Origin of the sequence: Rathayibacter sp. AY1F3 (assembly GCF_002931975.1) — a bacterium.
GTDB lineage: Bacteria > Actinomycetota > Actinomycetes > Actinomycetales > Microbacteriaceae > Rathayibacter.
The window spans coordinates 1-21319 of record NZ_PSVF01000043.1; the positions used below are offsets into that span (position 1 = coordinate 1).

Consider the following 21319-nt stretch of genomic DNA (forward strand, 5'->3'; position numbering starts at 1 on the left):
GCCGTCGCACACCAGCTGGCGCTTGGCGGCGCGCCGGTCGTGCAGGATCGCGATCCCGCAGGCGCGGACGAACAGGCACATGATCGGCCGGCCCCGGAGGAACCTCGACAACGGCTCGGCCGCCGCCGCCGCGACCGCCGCGAAGCGGAGGGGCACCGGCTCCGCACCGCGCCCGCCCGCCGCGGGGCCTCCTTCTTCCGCCCGTCCCCGCGCACGCTGGCGCTCGCCGTCTCCGGCGGGCTCGTCGTCGTGGCCGTCGCGTCGAGCCTGAGCCTCACCGTCGGCACCGGCTCCTCGGCCGAGTCGGTCACCGCGACGCCCTCCGCTGCTCCGACCTCGACCAGCGTCGCCGTGCTCCCCGCGACCACCGCCTCCGCCCGGGTCGTCCTCAGCTCCGTCTCCACCACCTCCGGCACCGTCGCCGGCGGCACGAGCGTGACGCTCGAGGGATCGAACCTGGACTCGGTCGCCACCGTCCGCTTCGGCGAGGCCGAGGGCAGCGTCGCGGTCGACAACCCCGACCAGATCACGGTCACCGCCCCTCCGGCCGACGGAGAGGCAGCGGGCGAGGTCCCGGTCGCCTTCTTCGACGCCGACGGTCAGGCCATCACGTTCGACGCGGTCACCGACTCCGCCGCGGCGGTCACCGTCGACGGGACCCCGGCCGACGCGGTGCAGCCGGCCGTCGACACGTCGGGCGCCGCGGAGGGCACGACGGCCGAGGCCTCGACCGACCTCGCCGCCCCGACCGCGACCGCCACTCCCAGCCCCGCCGCGACCGGCGTGCTCGCCAGCACGAAGGTCGTCGCCTCGGCGATCACCTTCGCCTACACGCCCGACCCGGCGATCGAGGCCGCGAAGGCCCAGGCCGCGCTGGACGCGAGCCGCCTGGCCTCGCAGCTCGACTACCTCTCCACCTACTGGAACGACTACAACTCGGCCCAGTACGGCGTGATCTCGGGCAACGACTGCGTCAATTTCACCTCGCAGTCGCTGATCGCCCGCGGCTGGGAGATGGACGGCGAGTGGAGCTACTCCTCCTCCGGCGGCTACAGCTCAGCCTGGGCGTCGTCGACAGCGTTCAACGCCTACCTCGCCGCGCACCCCGAGCGCGCGACCGCCATCCCCGACTCCGAGCGGAGCCGGGTGAAGCCGGGCGACATCGTCCAGTTCGACTGGGACGGCTCGGGCGACTGGGACCACACGGGCGTCGTGACCAGCGTCGACGGCGACAGGATCCTCTACTCCTCGCACACCGCCGACAACCACGACCAGAGCATCGACGCGGCCTCCGCCGGCCGGATCATGTTCTGGGGCGTCTGACGCTCGACGCACCCGCTCCACGCACGACGACGGGGCCGTCACCGCTGATGCGGTGACGGCCCCGTCGAGGTTCCGGTCAGATCACTTCTTGAAGACGTCCTTGACGTCCTCGCCGACCTTCTTGGTGTGGGCCTTGGTCTGGTCGGCCTGGCCCTCGGCCTCGAGGCGCTCGTTGTCCGTCAGCTTGCCGACGGCCTCCTTGGCCTTGCCGACCAGGTTCTCGGCTGCGTTGCGGATCTTGTCGTCTGCACCCATGAGGGGCTCCTTCTGTTCGGTGTGACCATCCGCCGGCGGGTGCCGGGGAAGCTGCGGGACCGGGGTCAGGCGACCCGGTCCTCCTTGGAGAAGCCGGCCCGGGCGCTCGAGGCGACCTCGAGCAGGACCGGCAGGCGGGCGCCGAGCAGGGCGTCGAGCGCGTCGACCTCCTGGTGCACGGCGTCGACCACGGTGCGGGGCGAGACGCCGCCGCGGGGGAGGACGCGCACCTTCAGCGCGGTCTCGGAGCCGTGGCGGTAGGCCGCGACCGTGACGTCGAGGAGCTCCGTCCGCCCGGCGAGAGCCGTCTCGAGGACGTCCTCCGCGAAGCCGGTCGCGATCTCGATCCCTCCGGCGGGCGTGCCCTCGGCCTCGTCGCGGAGGACGGTGCCGGTGCGGCCGTGACCGTGGGCGAAGGCCATCACCAGCGCGAGGACGATGCCGAGGAGGCAGATTCCGACGACGGCGTAGAGCGGCCACAGGACGGCGGCATCGCTCCAGGCGGTGCCCTCCTCGGGGGAGAGGCGCGAGACCAGGGCCGCGCCCTCGCCGTCGGCGAAGGAGAGGACGGAGTCGCGGACCGGCTGCGAGACGGCGATCAGGACGGCTCCGGCGCTGACCAGCGCGAGCACGAGGCCCACGACGAGCAGGACGAGCCGGTTGACGAAGCGGTTGCTCGTGGTCATCAGATCCTCCCGGAGGTCGAGACGCGGACGGTGGAGCGCGGGGCGGGCTTCGCGCCGATGCGGGCGAGCTCCTCGTCGACGGCGCTCTGCACGGCGTCGCGGTCGACCGCGATGCCGGAGGCGGGGGTCACCTCGACCAGTGCGGTGCGCCGCCCGAGCGAGGCGCGGGTGTCCTCGCGGCGGGAGTGGGCGGCCGTGCGGGCTGCGCGGGCCAGGGAGGAGGCGATCACGCCGTCGTCCACGACCACGGCGAGGCGGTCGTCGTCCACGGTGTGGCGGGCCCGGGCCCCGGGCGCCAGTGCGAGCACCAGCAGGACCAGGGCGAGGACGCCCCCGCCGACGGCCACGCCGATGAGGGCGGGGTTCGCCAGCGACGCGACTCCGACGATCGCGCCCAGCAGGGCGGACGGTGCGGCGAGCAGGGGCGCGGCGCCGAGGATCGCGAGCACCGCCTCCGTGCCGACGTAGGCCGCGACCAGGGCGATGAGCACCAGGACGACGATCTGCGCGGCGGAGCGGGACTTGTGGGTCTCGCGACGGAGGTAGCGGCTGTAGCGGGTGTCGGGCGCCGACAGTGCGGGGCTCATGCGACTCTCCTCGTGCTTCGGGTGCGGGTGCCCGTGACCCGGATGTCGATCCGGCTGACGGTGCGCCCGGTCAGCGCCTCCATGCGGGAGGCGATGCGGGTGCGGTCGCCGTGCAGGCGCTCGAGCAGGGAGCCGCCGGCCGGGGCGGTGCCCGGCTCGACGACGACCGGCGCGGTCACCGCGAGGGCGAGGCCGCCCCGGTCGTCGGAGAGGCGGACGCGGATCGCGGAGACCTCCACGCCCAGCTCCTCGTGGACGATCGCCACGGCGGCGCGCTCGATGGAGCGGACGGTGATGGTGACGGTGCCCGCCACCGGCGATGCGGGACGCGTGTCGAGAGCGGTCACAGTGGGCTCCTAGCGGGAGGTGGTGCGGCCGCGGAACACGTCCACGAGGCTGCGCACGTCGAGGGTGCCGTCGGCGATGCGGGCGATCACGACGCCGAGGGCCATGAAGAGGGCGGTGAGGACGAAGCCCCAGAAGCCGAACATCAGGGCCGCGAAGGCGAGGATCGCGCCGACCACGACACCGAGGACGGTGCTGCGGCCGCCGGGGGCGGTGGGCGCGGGGCGCTGGAAGTCGCTCATCGGACGCGGCTCTCGGTGGCCTCGTCGTCCTTGTCGTCGCCGGGGATGTGCACGTCGACGACGGCGACGTTGATCTCGGAGACGGCCATTCCGACCAGCTCGGTGATGGCCTCGGAGACGGCGGCGCGGACGGAGTCGGCGACCTTCTGCATCGGCACGGGGTACTCGACGACGATGGTCACGTCGGCCGCGACCTGGGTCTCGCCGACCTCGACGCTCACGCCCTGGGCGTGGTCGGCGCCGCCGACGGCCTGGCGGATCGCGCCGAAGGCACGGGCGGCGTTGTTGCCGAGGGCGAAGACGCCGGGCACCTGGCGGGCCGCGATGCCGGCGACCTTGGCCACGACGCTGTCGTCGATGACCGTGGTGCCCTGGGCGGTGCCGGAGGTCCGGGAGCCGCCGAGGCTCGTGACCGTGTCGACGGAGGTCTTGTCGACGCGGGCGGTGGAGGGGGTGCGCGTGGTGTCGCTCATGAGGTCTCCTGGACGTCTCATCGGCTGCCGTTGTTGAGCAGACCGGGGTCGAAGGCCCGGCGGAAATCCGGTCGGGCTGTGCTTTCATGAGTGAGACGGAGCCCGGACGGCGTTCGTCACGGTGCTCGGTGGACTTTTTCCTGAGCGTCACCTGAGAGGCGGCCCGAGGCCGCGTGAGCGGAGAGGGAGGAGGCGCCGTGCCCGGACTGGAAGCGGCGAGCGACGCGCTGCTCGCCGAGCGCTCCGCCGAGGGCGACGTGCGCGCCTTCGAGGTGCTTGTCAAGCGGCACCAGTCGATCCTCCGCGCCTACGCCTGGCGCCTCACCGGCTCGCAGGCCGACGCCTCCGACGCCGTGCAGAACGCGCTGATCACGGTCTGGGCGCAGCTCCCGCAGCTCAAGGAGCCGGCGAGCGTGCGCAGCTGGATGATGCGGATCGTCAGCCGCTCCAGCGTCGACCTGCTGCGCCAGCGCCGCCCGACCGACGACGTCGACGCCGTGGAGCATCCCCCGGCCCGAGAGCCCGGCCCGTTCGAGGCCGCCGAGCAGAGCGACGCCATGCGGGCTCTCGCGCACGCCCTGTCCGAGCTGCCGGAGTCGCAGCGGCAGTGCTGGGTGCTGCGCGAGGTCGGCGGGGAGTCGTACAACGAGATCGCCGATCACCTCGGTCTCACGGTGACCGCCGTGCGGGGCAAGCTGGCCCGCGCGCGCGAGTCGCTGGTCGTGGCGATGGAGGACTGGCGATGAGGGAGCAGACGCGATGAACGCGGACCAGGGTCCCGGCGACGGGCCGGAGCGCGCGGGGGAGCACGACGTCGTGCTGCCGCCCGCGCTCGAGCAGGAGGCGGACGCGACGGAGCAGGAGGGCGACGGCATCGGCATCGACGAGCTGAGCGACTACCTCGACCGCGGGCGCACGCCGTACGACCCCGCCATCGAGGAGTCGCCGGAGCACCGGCGCACTCTGCGCGCCCTCGAGCGCGTGCGCGCCCTCTCCGGCGCGCTCATCGACGACGACGCCGCACGCCTGCCCGCGCCGGAGGAGAGCTGGTTCGGCTCGATCCTCACCCAGGTCCGCCGCGAGTCGCGGGCCGGACGCGACATCCCGCTGGCGAGCGTCCAGCCCGACGTGGCGCTCACGATCACCGAGGGAGCGGTCCGCGGACTCGTGCGCGAGGCGGGGGACAGCGTCGCCGGCGTGCTGGTCGGCCGCTGCCGCCTGGTCGGCGACATCGCCGAGCCGGGCGCGGAGGTCGTGGTGGAGCTGACGATCTCGGTCTTCTGGGGGGTGCCGATCGCCGAGGCGGCCCAGCAGGTGCGCGAGCGCGTGCACTCGCGGCTGCTGACCCAGACCGAGCTGCGGGTGTCGAGGATCGACGTCCGCGTGGAGGACGTCTACGTCCCCGGGACGGAGGAGTCGTGAGCGGCCTCGAGTCGGCGGCCCCGGTCGATCCGGTGTCCGCGCTCGCTGCGGAGCTGCGCGCCCTGGACGGCGTCGCGACCCTGATGCCGGCCAGGCCCGAGGTGCGCGACGTGCTCGCGCACGCGGCGACGGCGCTGAGCGCGACCGGGATCGTGGTCGAGCCGCTGGGCACCGCGAGCGGCGGCACGTTCGCCGATCCGGTCCTGGTCCGCGTCGCGGGGGACGAGGTGTCCGTGGCCGTCGACCTCTGCGTGACCGCGGAGGCGTCCGCGCCGGATGTGGCGCGCGCGATCGGAGCCGCGGTGCGCGAGTGGTGCGTCCGGGTGCATCCGGAGCTGCGGCCGCGGGTGACCGTGCGGGTCGCCGCGATCGACTAGCCGGATCGGGAAGCGGGCGCGGCTGTCCGCCGGGCGGGACGCCCCGCCGCGAGGAGCGGAGCCGGGCCGGGCGCTCTCGTGCTTCTTCGGAGTGCACCGTGCCGACCGGAGCGACGGTGCTGCAGGGCGCCCGAGGCCTGTGTCCGCGCCGTCTCCCCCTGAGGAGCTCCCGCTCAGGCGCGCTCGGCGAGGAACGCGTCCGTCTCGGCCGCCGTCGGCGCGGACACCGCCGCTCCGGCGCGGGTGACCGAGATCGCCGCGGCCGCGCTCGCCCAGCGGGTGAGGGCGACCAGCTGCTCCGGATCGTCGAGCCGTGCTCCCGTGGCGGCGAGCCGGGCCGAGAAGGCGCCGCAGAAGGTGTCGCCGGCGCCGGTGGTGTCCACGGCCTCCACCCGGAAGGCCGGGGTGCGCACCGGCTCGCGGTCGCGGACCGCCACGACGACGCCGTCGGAGCCGAGGGTGACCAGCACGAGCGGCACCAGCGCGGTGAGGGCAGCGGCGAGCGCGTCGTCGTCGGCGGCGGTGATGCCGCGATCGGCGGCGAGCTCGCGGGCCTCGTGCTCGTTGACGATCAGCACGTCGAGCACCGCGAGGAGCTCCTCCGGCAGCGGGCCGATCGGGGCGGCGTTCAGGATCGACACCGTGACGCCGGCGCGCGCGGCGCGGGCCGCCTCCGTCACCGTCGCTGTCGGGATCTCGAGCTGGAGGAGCAGGGCGTCGGCCGCCGCCACCAGGGCCGACTCCTCGGCGGTCAACCCGACCAGGGCGGCGTTCGCTCCGGAGTCGACGACGATCGCGTTCTCCCCGCGCTCGTCCACGGTGATCTGCGCGGTGCCGGTGCGGACGTCGCCGCGGCGGGCGCGCAGCTCCAGCGGCTCCTCGCCGAGGACCGCGGCGAGCCGGTCTCCCGCCGAGTCGCGTCCGAGGCTCGTGACGAAGACGGTGCCGGGCTCGGTCCGTGCGGCCGCGACGGCCTGGTTGAGGCCCTTGCCGCCCGGGAAGGTGCTCGCGTCGAGGGCGAGCACCGTCTCTCCGGGAGCGGGGATGCGGGCGACCCGGTGGACGTGGTCGAGGTTGGCGCTTCCGAGCACGAGGAGGGGCATGCCCTCGACGTTAGAGCACGCGCAAGGGGGTCCGCCGCGGGCTCGGCCGCACCTACGGTGGAGGCATGGAAACTCGAATCCTCGGACGCACCGGCGCCCCCGTCTCCGTCGTCGGCCTCGGAACCTGGCAGCTCGGTGCCGACTGGGGGGACGTCGCCGAGACCGACGCCCTCGCCGTGCTCGACGCCGCGGTGGAGTCGGGGGTGACCCTCTTCGACACCGCCGACGTCTACGGCGACGGCCGCAGCGAGCGGACGATCGGCGCCTACCGCGCGGCGCACCCCGACGCGCAGGTCTTCGTCGCCACCAAGATGGGCCGTCGCGCGGAGCAGATCCCCGGCAACTATGTGCTCGACAACTTCCGCGCCTGGACCGACCGCTCGCGCGCCAATCTCGGCGTCGACACTCTCGATCTGGTGCAGCTGCACTGCCCGCCCACCTCCGTCTACTCCGACGACGCCGTCTACGACGCCCTCGACACCCTCGTCGCCGAGGGCGCGATCGCCGCCTACGGCGTCTCGGTCGAGCGCACGGAGGAGGCGCTGACCGCCATCGCCCGCCCGAACGTCGCGAGCGTCCAGATCATCCTGAACGCGTTCCGCCTCAAGCCGCTCGACGAGGTGCTGCCCGCCGCCCGCGAGGCCGGCGTCGGCATCCTCGCGCGCGTCCCGCTCGCCTCGGGCCTGCTCAGCGGCCGCTACACGACCGAGACCGTGTTCGCGCCGGAGGACCACCGCAGCTACAACCGCGACGGCTCCGCCTTCGACGTCGGCGAGACCTTCTCGGGCGTCGACTTCGCGACCGGCGTGGAGGCCGCGCAGGAGTTCTCCCGCCTCGCCGACGACCACGGCCTCGCCCCCGCGGCGGCCGCGCTCGCCTGGATCATCCAGCAGGAGGGCGTCACCTCGGTGATCCCCGGCGCCCGCTCGCCCGAGCAGGCCCGCGCCAACGCGGCCGCCGCCTCCGCCGCGCCCCTCGGCCCCGCCTTCATGGAGGCCGTGAACGCCCTCTACGACACCCACTTCCGCCCCACCGTCCACCCGCGCTGGTAGCCGGCCCCCGCCTCACCGCCGCTGAGTCGCCCGAAGGCTCGTTCTCCTGGTCGGGAACGAGCCTTCTCGGGCGACTGAGCGCAGCGCCTAGGAGTTCAGCGCCGCGTCCACGATCGTGCGCGCCTCGGCCTGGACCTCGTGCAGGTGGTCGAGGCCGCGGAAGCTCTCGGCGTAGATCTTGTAGACGTCCTCGGTGCCGGAGGGGCGCGCGGCGAACCAGGCGTCCTCGGTGACGACCTTGACGCCTCCGACGGCCGCGCCGTTGCCGGGCGCCTTCGAGAGCTTCGCGGTGATCTCGGACCCGGCGAGGGTCGTCGCCGCGATCGCGTCGCCGTCCAGCTTGCCGAGGGCCGCCTTCTGCGCCTTCGTCGCCACCGCGTCCACGCGCTCGTAGACCGGGTCGCCGAAGCGCTCGGTCAGCTCGCGGTAGAGCGCCGACGGGCTCTTCCCGGTGACCGCCACGATCTCGGAGGCGAGCAGCGCGAGGAGGATGCCGTCCTTGTCGGTGGTCCAGACGGTGCCGTCGAAGCGGAGGAACGAGGCGCCCGCGGACTCCTCGCCCCCGAAGCCGACCGAGCCGTCGACCAGCCCGGGGACGAACCACTTGAAGCCCACCGGGACCTCCCAGAGGCGCCGGCCCAGCGACTCCGCGACCCGGTCGATGATCGAGGAGGAGACCAGCGTCTTGCCGATCGCCGCGTCCTCGCGCCAGCCGTTGCGGTGGCGGTAGAGGTAGTCGATCGCGACGGCCAGGTAGTGGTTGGGGTTCATCAGCCCGCCGTCGGGGGTGACGATGCCGTGCCGGTCCGCGTCGGCGTCGTTGCCGGTGAGGATGTCGAAGTCGCCGGCGCGCGCGACCACCGAGGCCATCGCGCTGGGGGAGGACGGGTCCATCCGGATCTTGCCGTCCCAGTCGAGGGTCATGAAGCCCCAGGCCGGGTCGACCTCCCCGTTCACCACGGTCAGGTCGAGGCCGTGCATCTCGGCGATCAGCTGCCAGTAGTGCACGGAGGCGCCGCCGAGGGGGTCGGCCCCGATCCGCACGCCGGCCTTCCGGATCGCGTCGAGGTCGATGATGTTCGCCAGGTCCGCGACGTAGTGCGTGCGGTAGTCGTAGGTCTCGACCGCGGAGGGCTCGGCCGAGGTCACGCCGCGGTTGCCGTCGGCGATGAGCTCGTTGGCCCGGTCGGCGATCCAGGTCGTCGCGTCGGAGTCGGCGGGGCCGCCGTGCGGCGGGTTGTACTTGAAGCCGCCGTCGCGGGGCGGGTTGTGCGAGGGGGTGACCACGATGCCGTCGGCCCGGTCGGTGTGCGCGGGGTCGTTGTTGTAGCGGAGGATCGCGTGGCTGAGCGCCGGGGTCGGCACGAAGTCGTCGAACTCGTCCACGAGCACGCGGACCTGGTTGCCCACCAGGACCTCGAGGGCGGTGGTGAGGGCCGGGCGGGAGAGCCCGTGCGTGTCGGCGCCGATGAACAGCGGGCCGGTGATGCCCTGCTCGGTCCGGTACTCGACGATCGCCTGGGTGACGGCGGCGATGTGGTCCTCGTTGAAGGCCGTGTCGAACGAGGATCCGCGGTGGCCCGAGGTGCCGAACACCACCTTCTGAGCCGGGTCGGAGACGTCCGGCTTCTTCTCGTAGTACGCCCTCACGAGGGCCTCGACGTCGATGAGATCGGAGGCCTGTGCCGGCTTCCCTGCGCGATCGGTCATGCGGTCCATAGTGGCAGTCCGGCCCCCTCCAGGGGTACCGCGGCTGGCTAGGCTTGCGCCATGCCCGACAGCGCCCCCGAGACCCGTGCCTACAGCTATCTCGGGCCCAGCGGCACGTTCACGGAGGCGGCCCTCGCACAGGTCCCGGAGGCGCGCGGACAGCTGTGGCGCAGCGTCGCGAACGTGGGGGAGGCGCTCAGCGATCTGGTCACCGGCCGCAGCGACGGCGCGGTGATCGCGATCGAGAACTCGGTCGAGGGCGGAGTGACGGCCGCGCAGGACGCGCTGGCGCGGATCCCGGGGCTGCGCATCGTCGGCGAGTACCTGGTGCCGGTGTCGTTCATCCTGGTCGGCCGCCCGGGGACGAGCCTCGAGGAGGTGCGCACCGTCGCCGCGCACCCCGTGGCCTACGGGCAGTGCCGGGTGTGGCTCGACCGCGAGATCCCCAGCCACGAGCACCTGCCCGCCTCCAGCAACGTCCAGGCCACCGTCGACCTGCTGGGCGGATCTCCCGCGGACGCGGCCATCGCCCCTCCCGGGATCGTCGCCCACCACGACGTCGCGGTGCTGGCGGAGCGGATCGGCGACAACCCGAACGCCGTCACGCGCTTCGTGCACGTCTCGCGCTCGCACGCGCTGCCCGAGCCGACCGGCGCCGACAAGACCAGCGTGATCGCCGAGCTCCCGGCCGACCAGCCGGGCGCCCTGCTCGACATGCTCGAGCAGTTCGCGACCCGCGGGGTGAACCTGAGCATGATCCAGTCGCGGCCGATCGGCGATGCCCTCGGCCGGTACCGGTTCGTCATCGACCTCGACGGGCACGTCCAGGACGAGCGGGTCGCCGACGCGCTGATGGGGCTGCGGCGCTTCAGCCCGAAGGTGATCTTCCTCGGCTCGTATCCGCGCGCTGACCGCCGCCCGGTCACCTCCGTGCGACGCTACGACGACGAGGTGTTCCTCGAGGCCCGCGACTGGCTGCGCGGGATCCTCTCCCACGAGCCGGAGGTCGACGATGACCGGGGACGACGATGACGGGTCGCGACGATGACTGACGACGACGAACGGGTCGACCCGCGCTACGACCCGGCCTTCCAGCGCGGGTTCTCGGGACCGGTGGAGCGTCTGAGAGGCGACGAGCGGGCGTTCGCGAGGCCCGGCTCGGGTGCCGCCCCCGGCGCTCCCGCCGCCACGTCCGGAGCCGCCGCTCGTCCCGCGCTCCCGGAGTCGCGCGTGGTCCGCCCCGGCTCCTCGTCCGTGCCCGGACCGCGCCGCATCATGGCCCTGCCCGACATCGCCGGAGCCGCCGAGGGCCGGCGGTCGCACCGCCTCGGCGCCGAGACCGCGCCCGCACCCCTGCCGGAGCCGGCCGCCGACCCCGCTCCCGCTGCTCCCGCCGAGCCCGTGCGCGAGGCGCCCCTGCTGCGGAACCCGTGGCTCCTCGTGCTCCTGCTCGCCGGCCTCGCGGGGACCCTGATCGGCCTCGCGCTCCTCTACACCGGCTACTCCTCGCCGCCTCCGCCCTACTACGGCGACTCCGACGTGCCCTCGCCCGCGTGGATCCAGCGGCAGCTCCTCTACTACTCCTGCATCCCCCTGCTGGGCTGCCTGCCGGCGTCGCTGCTGCTGGCGGTCGGAGTGGCGGCGCTGCGGTGGCGCGGCGTCGCCGTGCGGCCCCGCGCCGAGGAGCCGCGCGAGTCCGCGCAGCTCCTCGAGGCCGAGGCTCAGACTCCGGACGCGCCGAAGAGCAGGCCGAGGAGGTAGGTCACCAGGGCCGCGCCGTAGCCGATCCCGAGCTGGCGCAGCGCCCGGGCCAGCGGCGGGGCGCCTGAGAGCAGCCCGACGACCGCGCCGGTGGCGAGCAGGGCGATGCCCACGAGCACGCAGGCGACGACCACCGCGGCGAGCCCCGTCAGACCGAGCAGGTAGGGCAGCACCGGGATGATCGCGCCCGAGGCGAAGAAGCAGAAGCTCGACAGCGCCGCGCCCATGCCCGTGCCGATCGACTCGTGCTCGTCGACGTCGGGGTCTCCTGCGGGACCGCCCAGCGTGATGGGGGAGGTGACGGCGCCGCCGCGCAGGCCCGTGAAGACGGAGGCGGCACGCGCGTCGGCCTGCTCCTGGGTCATCCCGCGAGCGCGGTAGACCAGGGCGAGCTCGTTCGCGTCGACGTCCAGGTCGGGGACGATGCGGTTCGCGTCGAGGTCCGGGCTGGAGGCCGAGAGCAGCTCGCGCTGCGAGCGCACCGAGACGAACTCGCCCGCGCCCATCGAGAGGGCGCCGGCGAGCAGGCCCGCGATGCCCGTGAACAGGACGACGCCCGTCCCGACTCCGCTCGCTCCCACTCCGAGCACGAGGGCGAGGTTCGAGACCAGGCCGTCGTTCGCTCCGAAGACCGCCGCGCGGAACGTCCCGGAGAGGCGGTTCCGGCCGCGCTCGGCGAGCCCGCGGACGACCTCGCCGTGGATCCGCTCGTCGGCGGCCATCGCCTCGGTGGCGTCGTCGTCGTCGGCGTAGGGGGAGCGGGCCTCGGCGCGCTGGATCAGGGCGAGGACGAACACGGAGCCGAAGCGGCGGGTGAGGAAGCCGAGGAAGCGCGTGCGGAGGTCCGGGCGGGGCGCGGGCTCCGCCGCCGAGCCGAGCAGCTCCCGCCAGTGCTCCTCGTGGCGGCCCTCGGCCACGGCGAGCGCGAGCAGGATCTCCCGCTCCTCGCCGGAGCGGCGGCCGGCCAGGTCGCGGTACACGGAGGCCTCGGCGAGCTCGTCGGCGAGGTAGCGGCGCCAGCGGCGCACCTGTGCGGGACTGGGGGTGGGGGCGGTGGTCGCCATGCGATCTCCTGGCTCAGGTCCGCCGACCCGCGCGAGAGGACCGGTCAGGACATGCGTCGACTGACCGAAGGTCTCGTTCGCCCCGGCCGGAGCCGGGGTGGAGCGCCGGGCCCGGATCGTCCCGGACCAGCATGTCGACGCGCCTCGTCGTCCGCTCGGCGGACGGTGGGAACTACTCCCCTTCGCGGGGACCACCGTAGCCGAGATCGGAGGAGAACGCCCGGCCGATCCGCGGGCCGTCGGGCGGACGTCCGCCCGGCCCGGGGCCGGAGCGTCGTCGCGCACGCTCGCGCCGGGTCAGAGCGAGGAGGTCGCCCGGGCGGCGCGGCGGGCCTGGCGCTCGTGCTCGGCGTCCAGGAGCGTGCGCGTGGCGGGGACCGCCAGGAACTCGACCAGGGTGTCCGTCTCCTCGACGATGCGCTCGGCGCGGTCGAGCGGGTCGGTGCGCAGGAGGCGGCGGGCGGCGGACGCGACGTGCGCCGGCTTCGCCGCCAGGGCGCGCACGCGCTCGTCGACGCGACCGGCGAGGTCGGCGCGCGGCACGACCTCGGTCACGAGCTGCCACTCCAGCGCCTCGGCCGCGCGGACCGGGCGGCCCGACAGCACGAAGTCCAGGGCGCGGCGGCGGCCGACGACGCGGGGGAGCGCGGCGGTGACTCCGACATCCGGGACGAGCCCGACGTCGCCGTACGCGCTGAGGAAGAGGGCGGCGGGAGTCGCGATCACGATGTCGGCGGCCAGAGCGAAGGCGATGCCGGCGCCGGCGACCATGCCGTCGATCGCGCAGACGACGACGGCGCGGCTGTCCTCGAGCAGGCGGATCACCTGGGCGGTCGTGGTCGCGACGTCGCGCAGGTAGTGGTCCGGGTGCTCGGACCCCATGATCGCCGAGATGTCGCCGCCCGTGCAGAACGCGCGGCCGGCCGCGGCGATCACGATGACGGAGCAGCCGGCGTCGGCGTCGAGATCGGCGACGGTGCTCAGCAGCAGTCGCGCGGTGCCGAGGTCGATCGCATTGAGGGCGTCGGGGCGGTTGAGGGTGATCCGGGCGACGGAGCCGTCGCGCTCGAGGACGACGCCGGGGGTCGCGTCGATGAGGGGGGTGGCGTGCATGGGAGAGCCTTCAGGGGAGCAGGGGTGTCGAACGCGGGGGGACGTTCTCGGGGGACGACTCACATTCGCAGCCGTCCGCGCGATCGGATGCCTCCTCGCGGCCGATGCTCAGGCGGCCCCGGGGGTACGCGCGGGCGGCGGCCCGTCCCGGCCCTCCTCTACACTGCTGGGGTGATTGATCCCGTACTTCTGCGCGAGAACCCGGACGTCCTGAAGCGCTCGCAGGAGGCGCGCGGCGACTCCGTCGAGCTGGTCGACGAGGCGCTCGAGGCCGACCGCGTGCGCCGTGCGGCGATCACCGAGGCGGAGCGGCTCCGGGCCGAGCAGAACGCCTTCGGCAAGACGGTCGCCAAGGCTCCGAAGGACGAGAAGGCGGCCCTCGTCGCCGAGGCACAGCGCCTCGCCGCCGCCGCCAAGCAGGCCCAGCAGGAGGCGTCCGAGGCCGACGACGCCTTCACCGTGCTGGTGAAGCGCATCGCCAACCCGATCATCGAGGGCGTCCCCGCGGGCGGCGAGGAGTCGTTCGAGCTCGTCAGGACGGTCGGCGACCGCCCCGTCTTCGACTTCGCCCCGCGCGACCACCTCGAGCTCGGCGAGCTGCTGGACGGCATCGACATGCAGCGCGGCGCGAAGGTCAGCGGCGCGCGCTTCTACTTCCTCAAGGGCCTGGTCGCCCGCCTCGAGATCGCGCTGATGAACCTGGGCCTCGAGAAGGCGCTCGCCGCCGGCTTCACCCCGCTGATCACGCCGACCCTCGTGCGCCCCGAGATCATGGACGGCACCGGCTTCCTCGGCGAGCACGACGACGAGGTGTACCGCCTCCGCGACGACGACCTCTACCTCACCGGCACCAGCGAGGTCGCCCTCGCCGGCTACCACGCCGACGAGATCCTCGACCTCTCCGGCGGCGCGAAGCGCTACGCGGGCTGGAGCACCTGCTACCGCCGCGAGGCGGGCTCGGGCGGACGGGACACCCGCGGCATCATCCGCGTGCACCAGTTCAGCAAGCTCGAGATGTTCGTCTACACCCTCCCCGAGGACGCCGAGGCGGAGCACGCGCGCCTGCTCTCGTACCAGGAGGACGTCCTGCAGAGCCTCGGCCTGCACTACCGCGTCATCGACACGGCGGCCGGCGACCTCGGCCAGAGCGCGGCGCGCAAGTTCGACGTGGAGGCGTGGGTCCCCACACAGGAGACCTACCGCGAGCTGACCTCGACCTCGAACTGCACCACGTTCCAGGCCCGCCGCCTCGACACCCGCTACCGCACCGAGTCGGGGAGGACGGCTCCGGTCGCCACCCTCAACGGCACGCTCGCGACCACCCGCTGGATCGTCGCCCTCCTCGAGACCCACCAGCGGGCGGACGGCTCGGTGCTCGTCCCCGAGGCGCTGCGGCCCCACCTCGGCGGCCTCGAGGTGCTCGAGCCCGTCGCATGAGCGCGGCCCGCGCCTCCGGCCGCCGCCTCGTCGCCCTCGACATCGACGGCACCGTCATGCACGAGGACGGCACCATCACCCGCGCGGTGACGGACGCGATCACCCGCGTGGCCGCCCAGGGCGACGAGGTGATGCTCGCCACCGGGCGCTCGCCCTCCTCCACCCTGCCGGTCGTCGAGCGCCTCGGGATCTCGCCCGAGTACGTGATCTGCTGCAACGGAGCGGTCACGCTCCGCCGCGACGCGTCCGGTGCCTACGTCCCCGAGACGGTCGAGACCTTCGACCCGACGGAGGTCCTGGAGACCATCCGCCGCTCCCTCCCCGACGCGCACTACGCCGTCGAGGACGCGGACGGCGCCTTCTTCTACACCGAGGCGTTCCCGGGCGGTGCCGTGATGGGTGCCGAGACGACCCACGTCCCCTTCGAGGAGCTGCTCGGCCGGCTGTGCACCCGCGTCGTCGTGATCTCGCCCGAGACCGGGATCGAGGAGTTCACCTCCCTGGTCGAGGAGATGGGCCTGCACCAGGTCAGCTACGCGATCGGCTGGACCGCCTGGCTCGACATCGCCCCGCACGGCGTCAACAAGTCCACCGCGCTCGAGGTCGTCCGCGAGGAGCTGGGCATCGAGCGGAGCGACGTGGTCGCGCTGGGTGACGGCCGCAACGACATCGAGATGCTCACCTGGGCCGCCGCCGAGGGCGCAGGGCTCGCGATGGGGCAGGCGCCCGACGAGGTGCGGGCCGTGGCCTCCGCCGTGATCCCCTCGGTCCACCAGGACGGCGTGGCGGTCGCGCTCTCGGCGCTGCGCTGACCACGGTCCCGCGCGCTCGGCGGTTACTATCGGGTGTCGCTCCTGCGGGAGCGGCCGGGAGGGCTGTCCGAGCGGCCGATGGAGCCAGTCTTGAAAACTGGTGGGCGGAAACGTCTCGTGGGTTCGAATCCCACGCCCTCCGCCACGCCGTCCGCAGCGGAGTCCCGTTCTTCGCGTCGCTTCCCGCCGGCGCCGTCCGACGCCCGTCCTGGCGCGCGACGACGGAGGCCTGCCCGCTCTCCTTCGGAACGCGCCAGCCCTCTGTATAGGATTGCGCGACGCCCGGGATCGACGCCCGGCCCTCACCTCCGCACCACTGACGCCTCGACACCGGGAGACGGATGCGCCGCACGGGCCCTTCGACACAGACTCGCGACACTCCGCGCACGCCGCGCCCCTTCGTGCGGCACGGCCGCCAGAAGCGGCACACCCTCGCGCGGACCCTGGTGAAGGGAGCCGCCCTCGTGGGCGGTGTCGGCGTGGTCGCCTCGGTGTCGGTGGTCGCGATCGCGGCGACGCTGATCGTCCAGTCCGTGCAGCCCTCGGTCGACCTGCACCCGGGCGCGGCCGGCTCCAGCGTCGAGGCCGGAGGCGCCCCGGAGATCGGCGCACTGGAGGGCGGCTTCAACGTCCTCGTCGTCGGCAGCGACTCGCGGAAGGGCCAGGGCGACGCCTACGGCGACCCCGATGAGGAGACGAGCGTCCTCAACGACGTCAACATGCTGATGCACGTCTCGGCCGACCACAGCAACGCGACGGTCGTGAGCTTCCCCCGCGACATGTACGTCGACATCCCGGAGTGCGTGAACGCCGCCACGGGTGAGACGATCCCCGCCCGGTACGACACCAAGATCAACGAGGCGATGGGCAGCGACGTCAGCCTCGGCTGCGTGGCAGGGGTCGTCGAGGACCTCATGGGCGTCCGGGTCGACTACGGCGCGGTCGTGCAGTTCAACGGCGTGATCGAGATGTCGAACGCGGTCGGCGGAGTCGACGTCTGCGTCGCGACCGAGATCGCGGACCCCTACACGAACACCTACCTCGAGCCGGGCGTGCACTCGCTCGAGGGCATGGCGGCGCTGCAGTTCCTCCGCAGCCGCCACGGCATCGGCGACGGCAGCGACCTGACCCGCATCAGCAACCAGCAGGTCTTCCTCTCGGCGCTCGTGCGCCGGATCAAGAGCGCGGACACCCTCCTCAACCCGGTCGCGCTCTACGGGCTCGCGAAGGCGGCGCTCGGCAACATGACGCTCTCGACCGGTCTCGACAACGTGAACACGATGGTCCAGATGGGACTCGCGCTGAAGGACGTCGACCTCGCGGACGTCGTCTTCGCGCAGTACCCGACCGGGGCGACTCCGAGCGGAGTGGAGCCGGACCGCGCCGCGGGCGACGTCCTGGCGAGCGCCCTGCAGACCGATCAGCCGATCGCCATCACCGGCGGCACGGGCGCCGGCGCGACCGTGGAGGGCGAGGCGGCGGCCCCGGCCGACACCGCCGCTCCGTCGGGCCCGGCGACCGCGGATCCGCTGGCGACGGCCGAGGCGGCACCCGGCACTCCTGCAGCGACTCCCGAGGACGGATCCAAGGTTGCCCTGCCAGAATCGGTCACCGGCCAGAGCGCCGACCAGCAGACCTGCTCGGTCGGCTTCTTCGGCTGAGCCGAGGGCGGGCGGCACCACGGGTGCTCTCCACCTCGCGCGCTGACTCCGGGACGACACGCGTCCCGCAGCCGAGAGAGAGTACGACCCGATGAGCGAACGCGCGTCCACCCGGACCACAGCAGCACGGCACGGCCGCCTGCGCCGCCCGAGCGGCGTGCGCTTCGCCGCGCGGATCCTCGCGGCCTGCGTGGGCGTCGGCGTGCTCAGCGCGGTCTGCATCGTGGCGATCGCCGCCTCGCTGATCGCCGGGAGCGCGCGTCCCTCCGTCGACCTCGGGATCGATTCGGGCGGGGGCGACGTGCCCGGGATCGGGGCGATCGAGGGCGGCGTCAACATCCTGCTCGCCGGCAGCGACAGCGCCGACGGATCGGCCGCCGGGGCCTACGGCGAGCGTGCCGAGAACCTCAACGACGTCACGATGCTCATGCACATCTCGGCCGACCACTCGACCGTGGAGGTCGTCAGCTTCCCCCGCGACCTCTACGTCCCGATCCCCTCCTGCACCGACCCGGCCACCGGCGCCGTCTCGGACGCGGTGGACTCGGCGAAGATCAACACCTCGCTCGAGGCCGGCGGGCTGGCGTGCACCGTGCAGACGGTCGAACAGCTGACCGGGCTCGAGATCCCCTACGCGGCGCTCATCCAGTTCGAGGGCGTCATCGAGATGTCGAACGCGGTCGGCGGAGTGGACGTCTGCGTCGCCACCCCGATCCAGGACGAGTACACGGGCCTGAACCTCGACGCGGGCACGCACACGCTCGTCGGCGCCGAGGCGCTGGCGTTCCTCCGCACCCGGCACGGCGTCGGCGACGGCAGCGACCTCACCCGCATCTCGAGCCAGCAGGTGTACCTCTCATCGCTGGTGCGCAAGGTGAAGAGCGCGTCGACGCTCTCGAACCCGGTGAACCTCTACGGCCTCGCGAAGGCGGCCGTCTCGAACATGCAGCTCTCGACCTCGCTCGAGAACGTGAACACCCTCGTGTCGATCGGCCTCGCGGTGAAGGACGTCGACCTCGCGAACGTGGTCTTCGTGCAGTACCCGACCTTCATCGACGGCAACGGCGTGTACCCGAGCGAGGACGCGGCGTCCGCGCTGAACGCGGCTCTCCTCGCCGACCAGCCGATCGCGTTGAGCGGCACCACCGGCGGCGGCTCGCAGTCGACGGGGGAGGAGCCCGGGGCGACCGGCGCTCCGGCGGCCACGGAGTCGCCGGCCACCGACGCCCCCGCGACCGGCGCCCCCGCGACGAGCGCACCCGACGGGCCGGTCACCCTCCCGAGCGACGTCTCCGGGCAGACCGCGCAGCAGGAGACCTGCACCATCGGCCGGCCCCTGTCGGACCAGTAGGCGGCTTCTCGCCCTCCCGCGGAGGGGCGGGCGCCCGTGTCGCGAGGCCCTCGCGCGTGCGGTTATGATGGTCGTCGTGCGTCCGCCAGCGGGCGCTCAGGAGTCGTCGCATAGTCCGGTCGAGTGCACCACCCTGCTAAGGTGGAGAACCCTTTATTGGGTTCCGTGGGTTCAAATCCCACCGACTCCGCATCGTCCGAAGGCCCCGCTCAGGCGGGGCCTTCGTCGTTCCCGGCGGTGACTGCGCCTGCGGCAGTACCGGCGTCTCCCGGCGGTGCCGGTGACTCCGCAGTGCCGGGGTCTCGCGCCGCCGGAGCCTCCCGGCCGGCGCTCCGCCGCTCGCGCGCGGCGTCGGCGGCCCAGGCGACCCGACGCCCCGGCCGCCCGGGATCCGCCGCCGATCCGCCGGGCGGGTGCGCTCCCGGAGCGGCTACCCTGATCGGATGCCCAGCCCGATCCTCGACGCCCTGTCCGCCCCTCCCGCGCGGAGGGACGTCGCCTCGATCCGGGGTGCTCTCGCCGAGGTCGCGATCGGCGACTCGGTGCGCGTCCTCGTCCGCTCACCGCGCTACGGCCTCTACGGGATCGAGGGGGTCGTCCGGCAGGCCGTCGGCGGCGAGCTCGTCGTCGCGGACGTCTTCCTCGGCACGGGGACCGAGATCCAGAGCATCGCCCTGGCTCCGGACGCCGACGAGGTCGGCGGGGAGCGCTCGGCCGAGGGGCTCGAGCACGGGGATCCGGTGCGCGTGGCGTTCTCGACTCCGGCGCTCGGGTCGTTCACGATCACGGGCCCGCTGACGGCCGGCGGCCGCGACGGGTTCCTCCTCGTCGGCAGCTGGATCGTCGCGGACGGCGGCGAGCCCGGCCGCCACGTCGACCGCATCGAGCGCCTGACGGACGTCGGCGTCCACGAGAAGCACGTCCCCGGGCGCCGCTCCGCGGTCGAGGAGTAGCCCCTCAGCTCTGGCAGTGCGGGCACCAGTAGGTGACCCGCAGCTGCAGCTCGTCGTCGCCGAGCTCACCGCGCTCGATCGGAGTGCCGCAGCGCCGGCACGGCTTGCGGTCGCGGCCGTAGACCCAGAGCTGCTGGCCCGGGCGCAGGTTGCCGGTCGTCGTGCGCTCGATCCGCTCGCGGTTCATGGTGATGAGCCGCTTCGCGAGCGCGATGGTGCGCACGAGGTCGCCGCTCCCGCCGACCGGGCGCGTGGGCAGCACGCCGCGCAGGAAGCACAGCTCGGCGCGGTAGACGTTGCCGAGTCCGGCCATGATCCGCTGGTCGAGCAGCGCGAGCCCGATCGGCCGCTCCGGATCGGCGGACAGGCGCCGCAGCGCCTCGTCCGCATCCCAGTCGGCGCCGAGCAGATCGGGGCCGAGGTAGCCGACCACGTCCTCCTCGGCCGAGCGGGGGACGATCTCGAGGAGTCCGAGCTCGAAGCCGACCGCCTGCCAGTCCTCGGTCTCGAGGACGATCCGGGCCTGGAACGCCGGCCGGTGCCACTTCGGCCGCTCGCCTCCGCCGCGGGCGTAGAGGTGCCAGCTCCCCTCCATCTTGAGGTGGGAGTGGATCAGCGCGTCGCCGACCCGCATCAGCAGGTGCTTGCCGCGGGGGACGACCTCGTCGATCGTCTCGCCGGTGAGGTCGACAGTCGCGTACTTCGGCACGCGGACGTCGCACCGGGTCAGGACCTCGCCGTCCAGCGCCTCGGCGAGGTTGTGGGCGGATCGGTAGACGGTGTCACCCTCGGGCACGCGGGCTCCCTCCGGCGCTCACGAGCGCATCCTCAGGCCGCGCGGATTCGCGACGAAGCCGGCGGCGACGAGGGCGTCGCCGAAGGGCGTGCCGAGCGCGAAGACGCCGTCGATCTTCTCGACGGTCAGCTTCTCGACCCCGCGGGAGCGGACCAGCTGCGAGAGGGCGCCGGCCGCGTCGGCGAGGGCCGCCTCGTCGGCGGTGAAGGTGAGGGCGGTCTTGCCGCCGCGCTCGAGGTAGACCGCGAGCGCTCCGTCGACGACGGCGACCAGCGCGCCGGCCTTCCGACCGGGGCGGTGCCCCTCGCCCTGCGGCCACGGCAGAGCGGCGCCGAACGGATTGGCGGGGTCGGTCGCCGCGAGCGCGAGCACCGGACGTGAGCGCTCCTGCGCCTCGTCCTGCGGGGCGAACGTGCGGAGCCGGTCGACGCTGCCGGCGGTGCCGAACTGCGCTGCTCCCAGCTTCTCGATGAAGTAGCCCCTCCGGGCGCGGCCCTGCTGCTCGAAGCCGCTCAGCACCTTGTAGGCGAGGGCGAAGCCGCCCAGGACGCCCTCGGCCTGCACGGAGCCGCGGGTGACGATCCCGTACCGCTCGAGCAGCGTCTCGCCGAGCGCGTGCCCGCGGATCGTCGCGTCCGACTCCGCGAGCGGCACGATCGACCAGCGGCCGCCGGCGGTCGGCGGCCCCACGCGGGTGGCCATCGTGGGGCGGGCGGTCATCCGGCCCCGGGGCGCGCGGGCGCGGGCGGGGGCGCCCCCCCCCCTCCGGTGTGTCCATCCCCCTCGACCCCGCGCC

General features: G+C 73.7%; 24 protein-coding genes and 2 tRNA genes. 14 read left to right on the plus strand and 12 right to left on the minus strand.

Annotated elements, in window-relative coordinates:
* Window positions 1-249: 249 nt before the first annotated feature.
* Entirely contained in the window at window positions 250-1323 is a 1074-nt protein-coding gene (locus C5C39_RS16085; protein WP_181136416.1) for an amidase domain-containing protein, read from the plus strand.
* Window positions 1324-1404: 81 nt separating this feature from the next.
* On the opposite strand, the gene C5C39_RS16090 is transcribed toward C5C39_RS16085, so the two are convergent.
* From C5C39_RS16090 to C5C39_RS16115, 6 genes are all read right to left on the minus strand, one after another.
* Window positions 1405-1578 (minus strand): CsbD family protein, encoded by a 174-nt coding sequence (locus C5C39_RS16090; protein ID WP_104226788.1) that lies wholly within the window; start codon window positions 1576-1578, stop codon window positions 1405-1407.
* Between the two features lie 65 nt (window positions 1579-1643).
* On the minus strand, window positions 1644-2264 hold the full coding sequence (locus tag C5C39_RS16095) for a hypothetical protein (RefSeq protein ID WP_104255675.1): 621 nt from the start codon (window positions 2262-2264) through the stop codon (window positions 1644-1646).
* Window positions 2264-2851, minus strand: a complete 588-nt coding sequence (locus C5C39_RS16100; protein WP_104353865.1) for a DUF6286 domain-containing protein — start codon at window positions 2849-2851, stop codon at window positions 2264-2266. Before C5C39_RS16100 ends, C5C39_RS16095 begins: the two co-directional genes overlap by 1 nt.
* Complete coding sequence (locus C5C39_RS16105; protein ID WP_104224953.1) at window positions 2848-3198, minus strand: hypothetical protein; 351 nt, start codon at window positions 3196-3198, stop codon at window positions 2848-2850. Before C5C39_RS16105 ends, C5C39_RS16100 begins: the two co-directional genes overlap by 4 nt.
* A gap of 9 nt (window positions 3199-3207) precedes the next feature.
* Window positions 3208-3438, minus strand: a complete 231-nt coding sequence (locus C5C39_RS16110; RefSeq protein WP_104224954.1) for a DUF2273 domain-containing protein — start codon at window positions 3436-3438, stop codon at window positions 3208-3210.
* Window positions 3435-3911: an Asp23/Gls24 family envelope stress response protein gene (locus C5C39_RS16115; protein WP_104349333.1), complete on the minus strand. Its 477-nt coding sequence runs from the start codon at window positions 3909-3911 to the stop codon at window positions 3435-3437. The genes C5C39_RS16110 and C5C39_RS16115 overlap by 4 nt, the downstream gene beginning before the upstream one ends.
* 197 nt (window positions 3912-4108) lie before the next feature.
* Here C5C39_RS16115 and C5C39_RS16120 point away from each other — a divergent pair, with 197 nt between their 5' ends.
* From C5C39_RS16120 to C5C39_RS16130, 3 genes are read left to right on the plus strand one after another with little or no spacing between them, the layout of a single operon-like run.
* Window positions 4109-4657 carry an RNA polymerase sigma factor gene (locus tag C5C39_RS16120; RefSeq protein ID WP_104224956.1) on the plus strand — a complete coding sequence of 183 codons (549 nt, stop codon included), beginning with the start codon at window positions 4109-4111 and terminating at the stop codon, window positions 4655-4657.
* Between the two features lie 13 nt (window positions 4658-4670).
* Window positions 4671-5333 carry an Asp23/Gls24 family envelope stress response protein gene (locus C5C39_RS16125; protein WP_104233947.1) on the plus strand — a complete coding sequence of 221 codons (663 nt, stop codon included), beginning with the start codon at window positions 4671-4673 and terminating at the stop codon, window positions 5331-5333.
* Window positions 5330-5710 (plus strand): hypothetical protein, encoded by a 381-nt coding sequence (locus C5C39_RS16130; protein ID WP_104233946.1) that lies wholly within the window; start codon window positions 5330-5332, stop codon window positions 5708-5710. Before C5C39_RS16125 ends, C5C39_RS16130 begins: the two co-directional genes overlap by 4 nt.
* Window positions 5711-5883: 173 nt before the next feature.
* On the opposite strand, the gene C5C39_RS16135 is transcribed toward C5C39_RS16130, so the two are convergent.
* On the minus strand, window positions 5884-6813 hold the full coding sequence (locus C5C39_RS16135; RefSeq protein ID WP_104353866.1) for a ribokinase: 930 nt from the start codon (window positions 6811-6813) through the stop codon (window positions 5884-5886).
* A 65-nt stretch (window positions 6814-6878) separates the two neighbouring features.
* Between C5C39_RS16135 and C5C39_RS16140 the strand changes: the two genes are divergently transcribed.
* Complete coding sequence (locus tag C5C39_RS16140; protein ID WP_104250898.1) at window positions 6879-7865, plus strand: aldo/keto reductase; 987 nt, start codon at window positions 6879-6881, stop codon at window positions 7863-7865.
* An 87-nt stretch (window positions 7866-7952) separates the two neighbouring features.
* Here the strand turns inward: C5C39_RS16140 and pgm are convergent, their stop codons facing one another.
* Entirely contained in the window at window positions 7953-9575 is a 1623-nt protein-coding gene (gene pgm, locus C5C39_RS16145; RefSeq protein WP_104353871.1) for a phosphoglucomutase (alpha-D-glucose-1,6-bisphosphate-dependent), read from the minus strand.
* A 60-nt stretch (window positions 9576-9635) separates the two neighbouring features.
* Here pgm and pheA point away from each other — a divergent pair, with 60 nt between their 5' ends.
* Both pheA and C5C39_RS16155 read left to right on the plus strand, forming a co-directional pair.
* Window positions 9636-10607: a prephenate dehydratase gene (gene pheA / locus C5C39_RS16150; protein ID WP_104247578.1), complete on the plus strand. Its 972-nt coding sequence runs from the start codon at window positions 9636-9638 to the stop codon at window positions 10605-10607.
* Between the two features lie 12 nt (window positions 10608-10619).
* The gene (locus tag C5C39_RS16155; RefSeq protein ID WP_104350563.1) at window positions 10620-11336 is read left to right on the plus strand and encodes a hypothetical protein; all 717 of its coding nucleotides are present in this window, start codon (window positions 10620-10622) and stop codon (window positions 11334-11336) included.
* Here C5C39_RS16155 and C5C39_RS16160 read toward each other — a convergent pair.
* Complete coding sequence (locus C5C39_RS16160; protein WP_104224963.1) at window positions 11297-12400, minus strand: VIT1/CCC1 family protein; 1104 nt, start codon at window positions 12398-12400, stop codon at window positions 11297-11299. The two genes, C5C39_RS16155 and C5C39_RS16160, sit on opposite strands and share 40 nt — an antisense overlap.
* A 297-nt stretch (window positions 12401-12697) precedes the next feature.
* Window positions 12698-13513, minus strand: a complete 816-nt coding sequence (locus tag C5C39_RS16165) for an enoyl-CoA hydratase/isomerase family protein (protein WP_104353867.1) — start codon at window positions 13511-13513, stop codon at window positions 12698-12700.
* A gap of 171 nt (window positions 13514-13684) precedes the next feature.
* Here C5C39_RS16165 and serS point away from each other — a divergent pair, with 171 nt between their 5' ends.
* The 7 genes from serS to C5C39_RS16200 all read left to right on the plus strand — a co-directional run bounded on the left by serS (window position 13685) and on the right by C5C39_RS16200 (window position 19727).
* Complete coding sequence (serS, locus tag C5C39_RS16170; protein ID WP_104353868.1) at window positions 13685-14950, plus strand: serine--tRNA ligase; 1266 nt, start codon at window positions 13685-13687, stop codon at window positions 14948-14950.
* The gene (locus C5C39_RS16175; RefSeq protein ID WP_104247582.1) at window positions 14947-15762 is read left to right on the plus strand and encodes an HAD family hydrolase; all 816 of its coding nucleotides are present in this window, start codon (window positions 14947-14949) and stop codon (window positions 15760-15762) included. The genes serS and C5C39_RS16175 overlap by 4 nt, the downstream gene beginning before the upstream one ends.
* A 57-nt stretch (window positions 15763-15819) precedes the next feature.
* Window positions 15820-15907: transfer RNA gene (locus tag C5C39_RS16180), tRNA-Ser, on the plus strand.
* A 256-nt stretch (window positions 15908-16163) separates the two neighbouring features.
* A complete protein-coding gene (locus C5C39_RS16185) occupies window positions 16164-17423 on the plus strand; it encodes an LCP family protein (RefSeq protein WP_258063535.1) in 1260 nt (419 codons plus the stop codon).
* Between the two features lie 91 nt (window positions 17424-17514).
* Window positions 17515-18774 (plus strand): LCP family protein, encoded by a 1260-nt coding sequence (locus tag C5C39_RS16190; protein ID WP_104353869.1) that lies wholly within the window; start codon window positions 17515-17517, stop codon window positions 18772-18774.
* Between the two features lie 99 nt (window positions 18775-18873).
* Window positions 18874-18964, plus strand: a tRNA-Ser gene (locus C5C39_RS16195).
* Window positions 18965-19217: 253 nt separating this feature from the next.
* A complete protein-coding gene (locus C5C39_RS16200) occupies window positions 19218-19727 on the plus strand; it encodes a hypothetical protein (protein ID WP_104233937.1) in 510 nt (169 codons plus the stop codon).
* Between the two features lie 4 nt (window positions 19728-19731).
* On the opposite strand, the gene C5C39_RS16205 is transcribed toward C5C39_RS16200, so the two are convergent.
* Together C5C39_RS16205 and C5C39_RS16210 are read right to left on the minus strand one after the other, a co-directional pair.
* Window positions 19732-20523, minus strand: coding sequence for a DNA-formamidopyrimidine glycosylase family protein (locus C5C39_RS16205; RefSeq protein ID WP_104353870.1), 792 nt, complete (start codon window positions 20521-20523; stop codon window positions 19732-19734).
* An 18-nt stretch (window positions 20524-20541) separates the two neighbouring features.
* Complete coding sequence (locus C5C39_RS16210) at window positions 20542-21243, minus strand: hypothetical protein (RefSeq protein WP_104283215.1); 702 nt, start codon at window positions 21241-21243, stop codon at window positions 20542-20544.
* Window positions 21244-21319: the final 76 nt, after the last annotated feature.

Bases quoted from the DNA above. Each gene is read 5' to 3' on its own strand.
- C5C39_RS16090 (WP_104226788.1), bottom strand. From the start codon at position 1,578: ATGGGTGCAGACGACAAGATCCGCAACGCAGCCGAGAACCTGGTCGGC.
- C5C39_RS16095 (WP_104255675.1), bottom strand. From the start codon at position 2,264: ATGACCACGAGCAACCGCTTCGTCAACCGGCTCGTCCTGCTCGTCGTG.
- C5C39_RS16100 (WP_104353865.1), bottom strand. From the start codon at position 2,851: ATGAGCCCCGCACTGTCGGCGCCCGACACCCGCTACAGCCGCTACCTC.
- C5C39_RS16110 (WP_104224954.1), bottom strand. From the start codon at position 3,438: ATGAGCGACTTCCAGCGCCCCGCGCCCACCGCCCCCGGCGGCCGCAGC.
- C5C39_RS16115 (WP_104349333.1), bottom strand. From the start codon at position 3,911: ATGAGCGACACCACGCGCACCCCCTCCACCGCCCGCGTCGACAAGACC.
- C5C39_RS16125 (WP_104233947.1), top strand. From the start codon at position 4,671: ATGAACGCGGACCAGGGTCCCGGCGACGGGCCGGAGCGCGCGGGGGAG.
- C5C39_RS16135 (WP_104353866.1), bottom strand. From the start codon at position 6,813: ATGCCCCTCCTCGTGCTCGGAAGCGCCAACCTCGACCACGTCCACCGG.
- C5C39_RS16140 (WP_104250898.1), top strand. From the start codon at position 6,879: ATGGAAACTCGAATCCTCGGACGCACCGGCGCCCCCGTCTCCGTCGTC.
- pgm (WP_104353871.1), bottom strand. From the start codon at position 9,575: ATGACCGATCGCGCAGGGAAGCCGGCACAGGCCTCCGATCTCATCGAC.
- pheA (WP_104247578.1), top strand. From the start codon at position 9,636: ATGCCCGACAGCGCCCCCGAGACCCGTGCCTACAGCTATCTCGGGCCC.
- C5C39_RS16155 (WP_104350563.1), top strand. From the start codon at position 10,620: ATGACTGACGACGACGAACGGGTCGACCCGCGCTACGACCCGGCCTTC.
- C5C39_RS16160 (WP_104224963.1), bottom strand. From the start codon at position 12,400: ATGGCGACCACCGCCCCCACCCCCAGTCCCGCACAGGTGCGCCGCTGG.
- C5C39_RS16165 (WP_104353867.1), bottom strand. From the start codon at position 13,513: ATGCACGCCACCCCCCTCATCGACGCGACCCCCGGCGTCGTCCTCGAG.
- C5C39_RS16175 (WP_104247582.1), top strand. From the start codon at position 14,947: ATGAGCGCGGCCCGCGCCTCCGGCCGCCGCCTCGTCGCCCTCGACATC.
- C5C39_RS16190 (WP_104353869.1), top strand. From the start codon at position 17,515: ATGAGCGAACGCGCGTCCACCCGGACCACAGCAGCACGGCACGGCCGC.
- C5C39_RS16200 (WP_104233937.1), top strand. From the start codon at position 19,218: ATGCCCAGCCCGATCCTCGACGCCCTGTCCGCCCCTCCCGCGCGGAGG.
- C5C39_RS16210 (WP_104283215.1), bottom strand. From the start codon at position 21,243: ATGACCGCCCGCCCCACGATGGCCACCCGCGTGGGGCCGCCGACCGCC.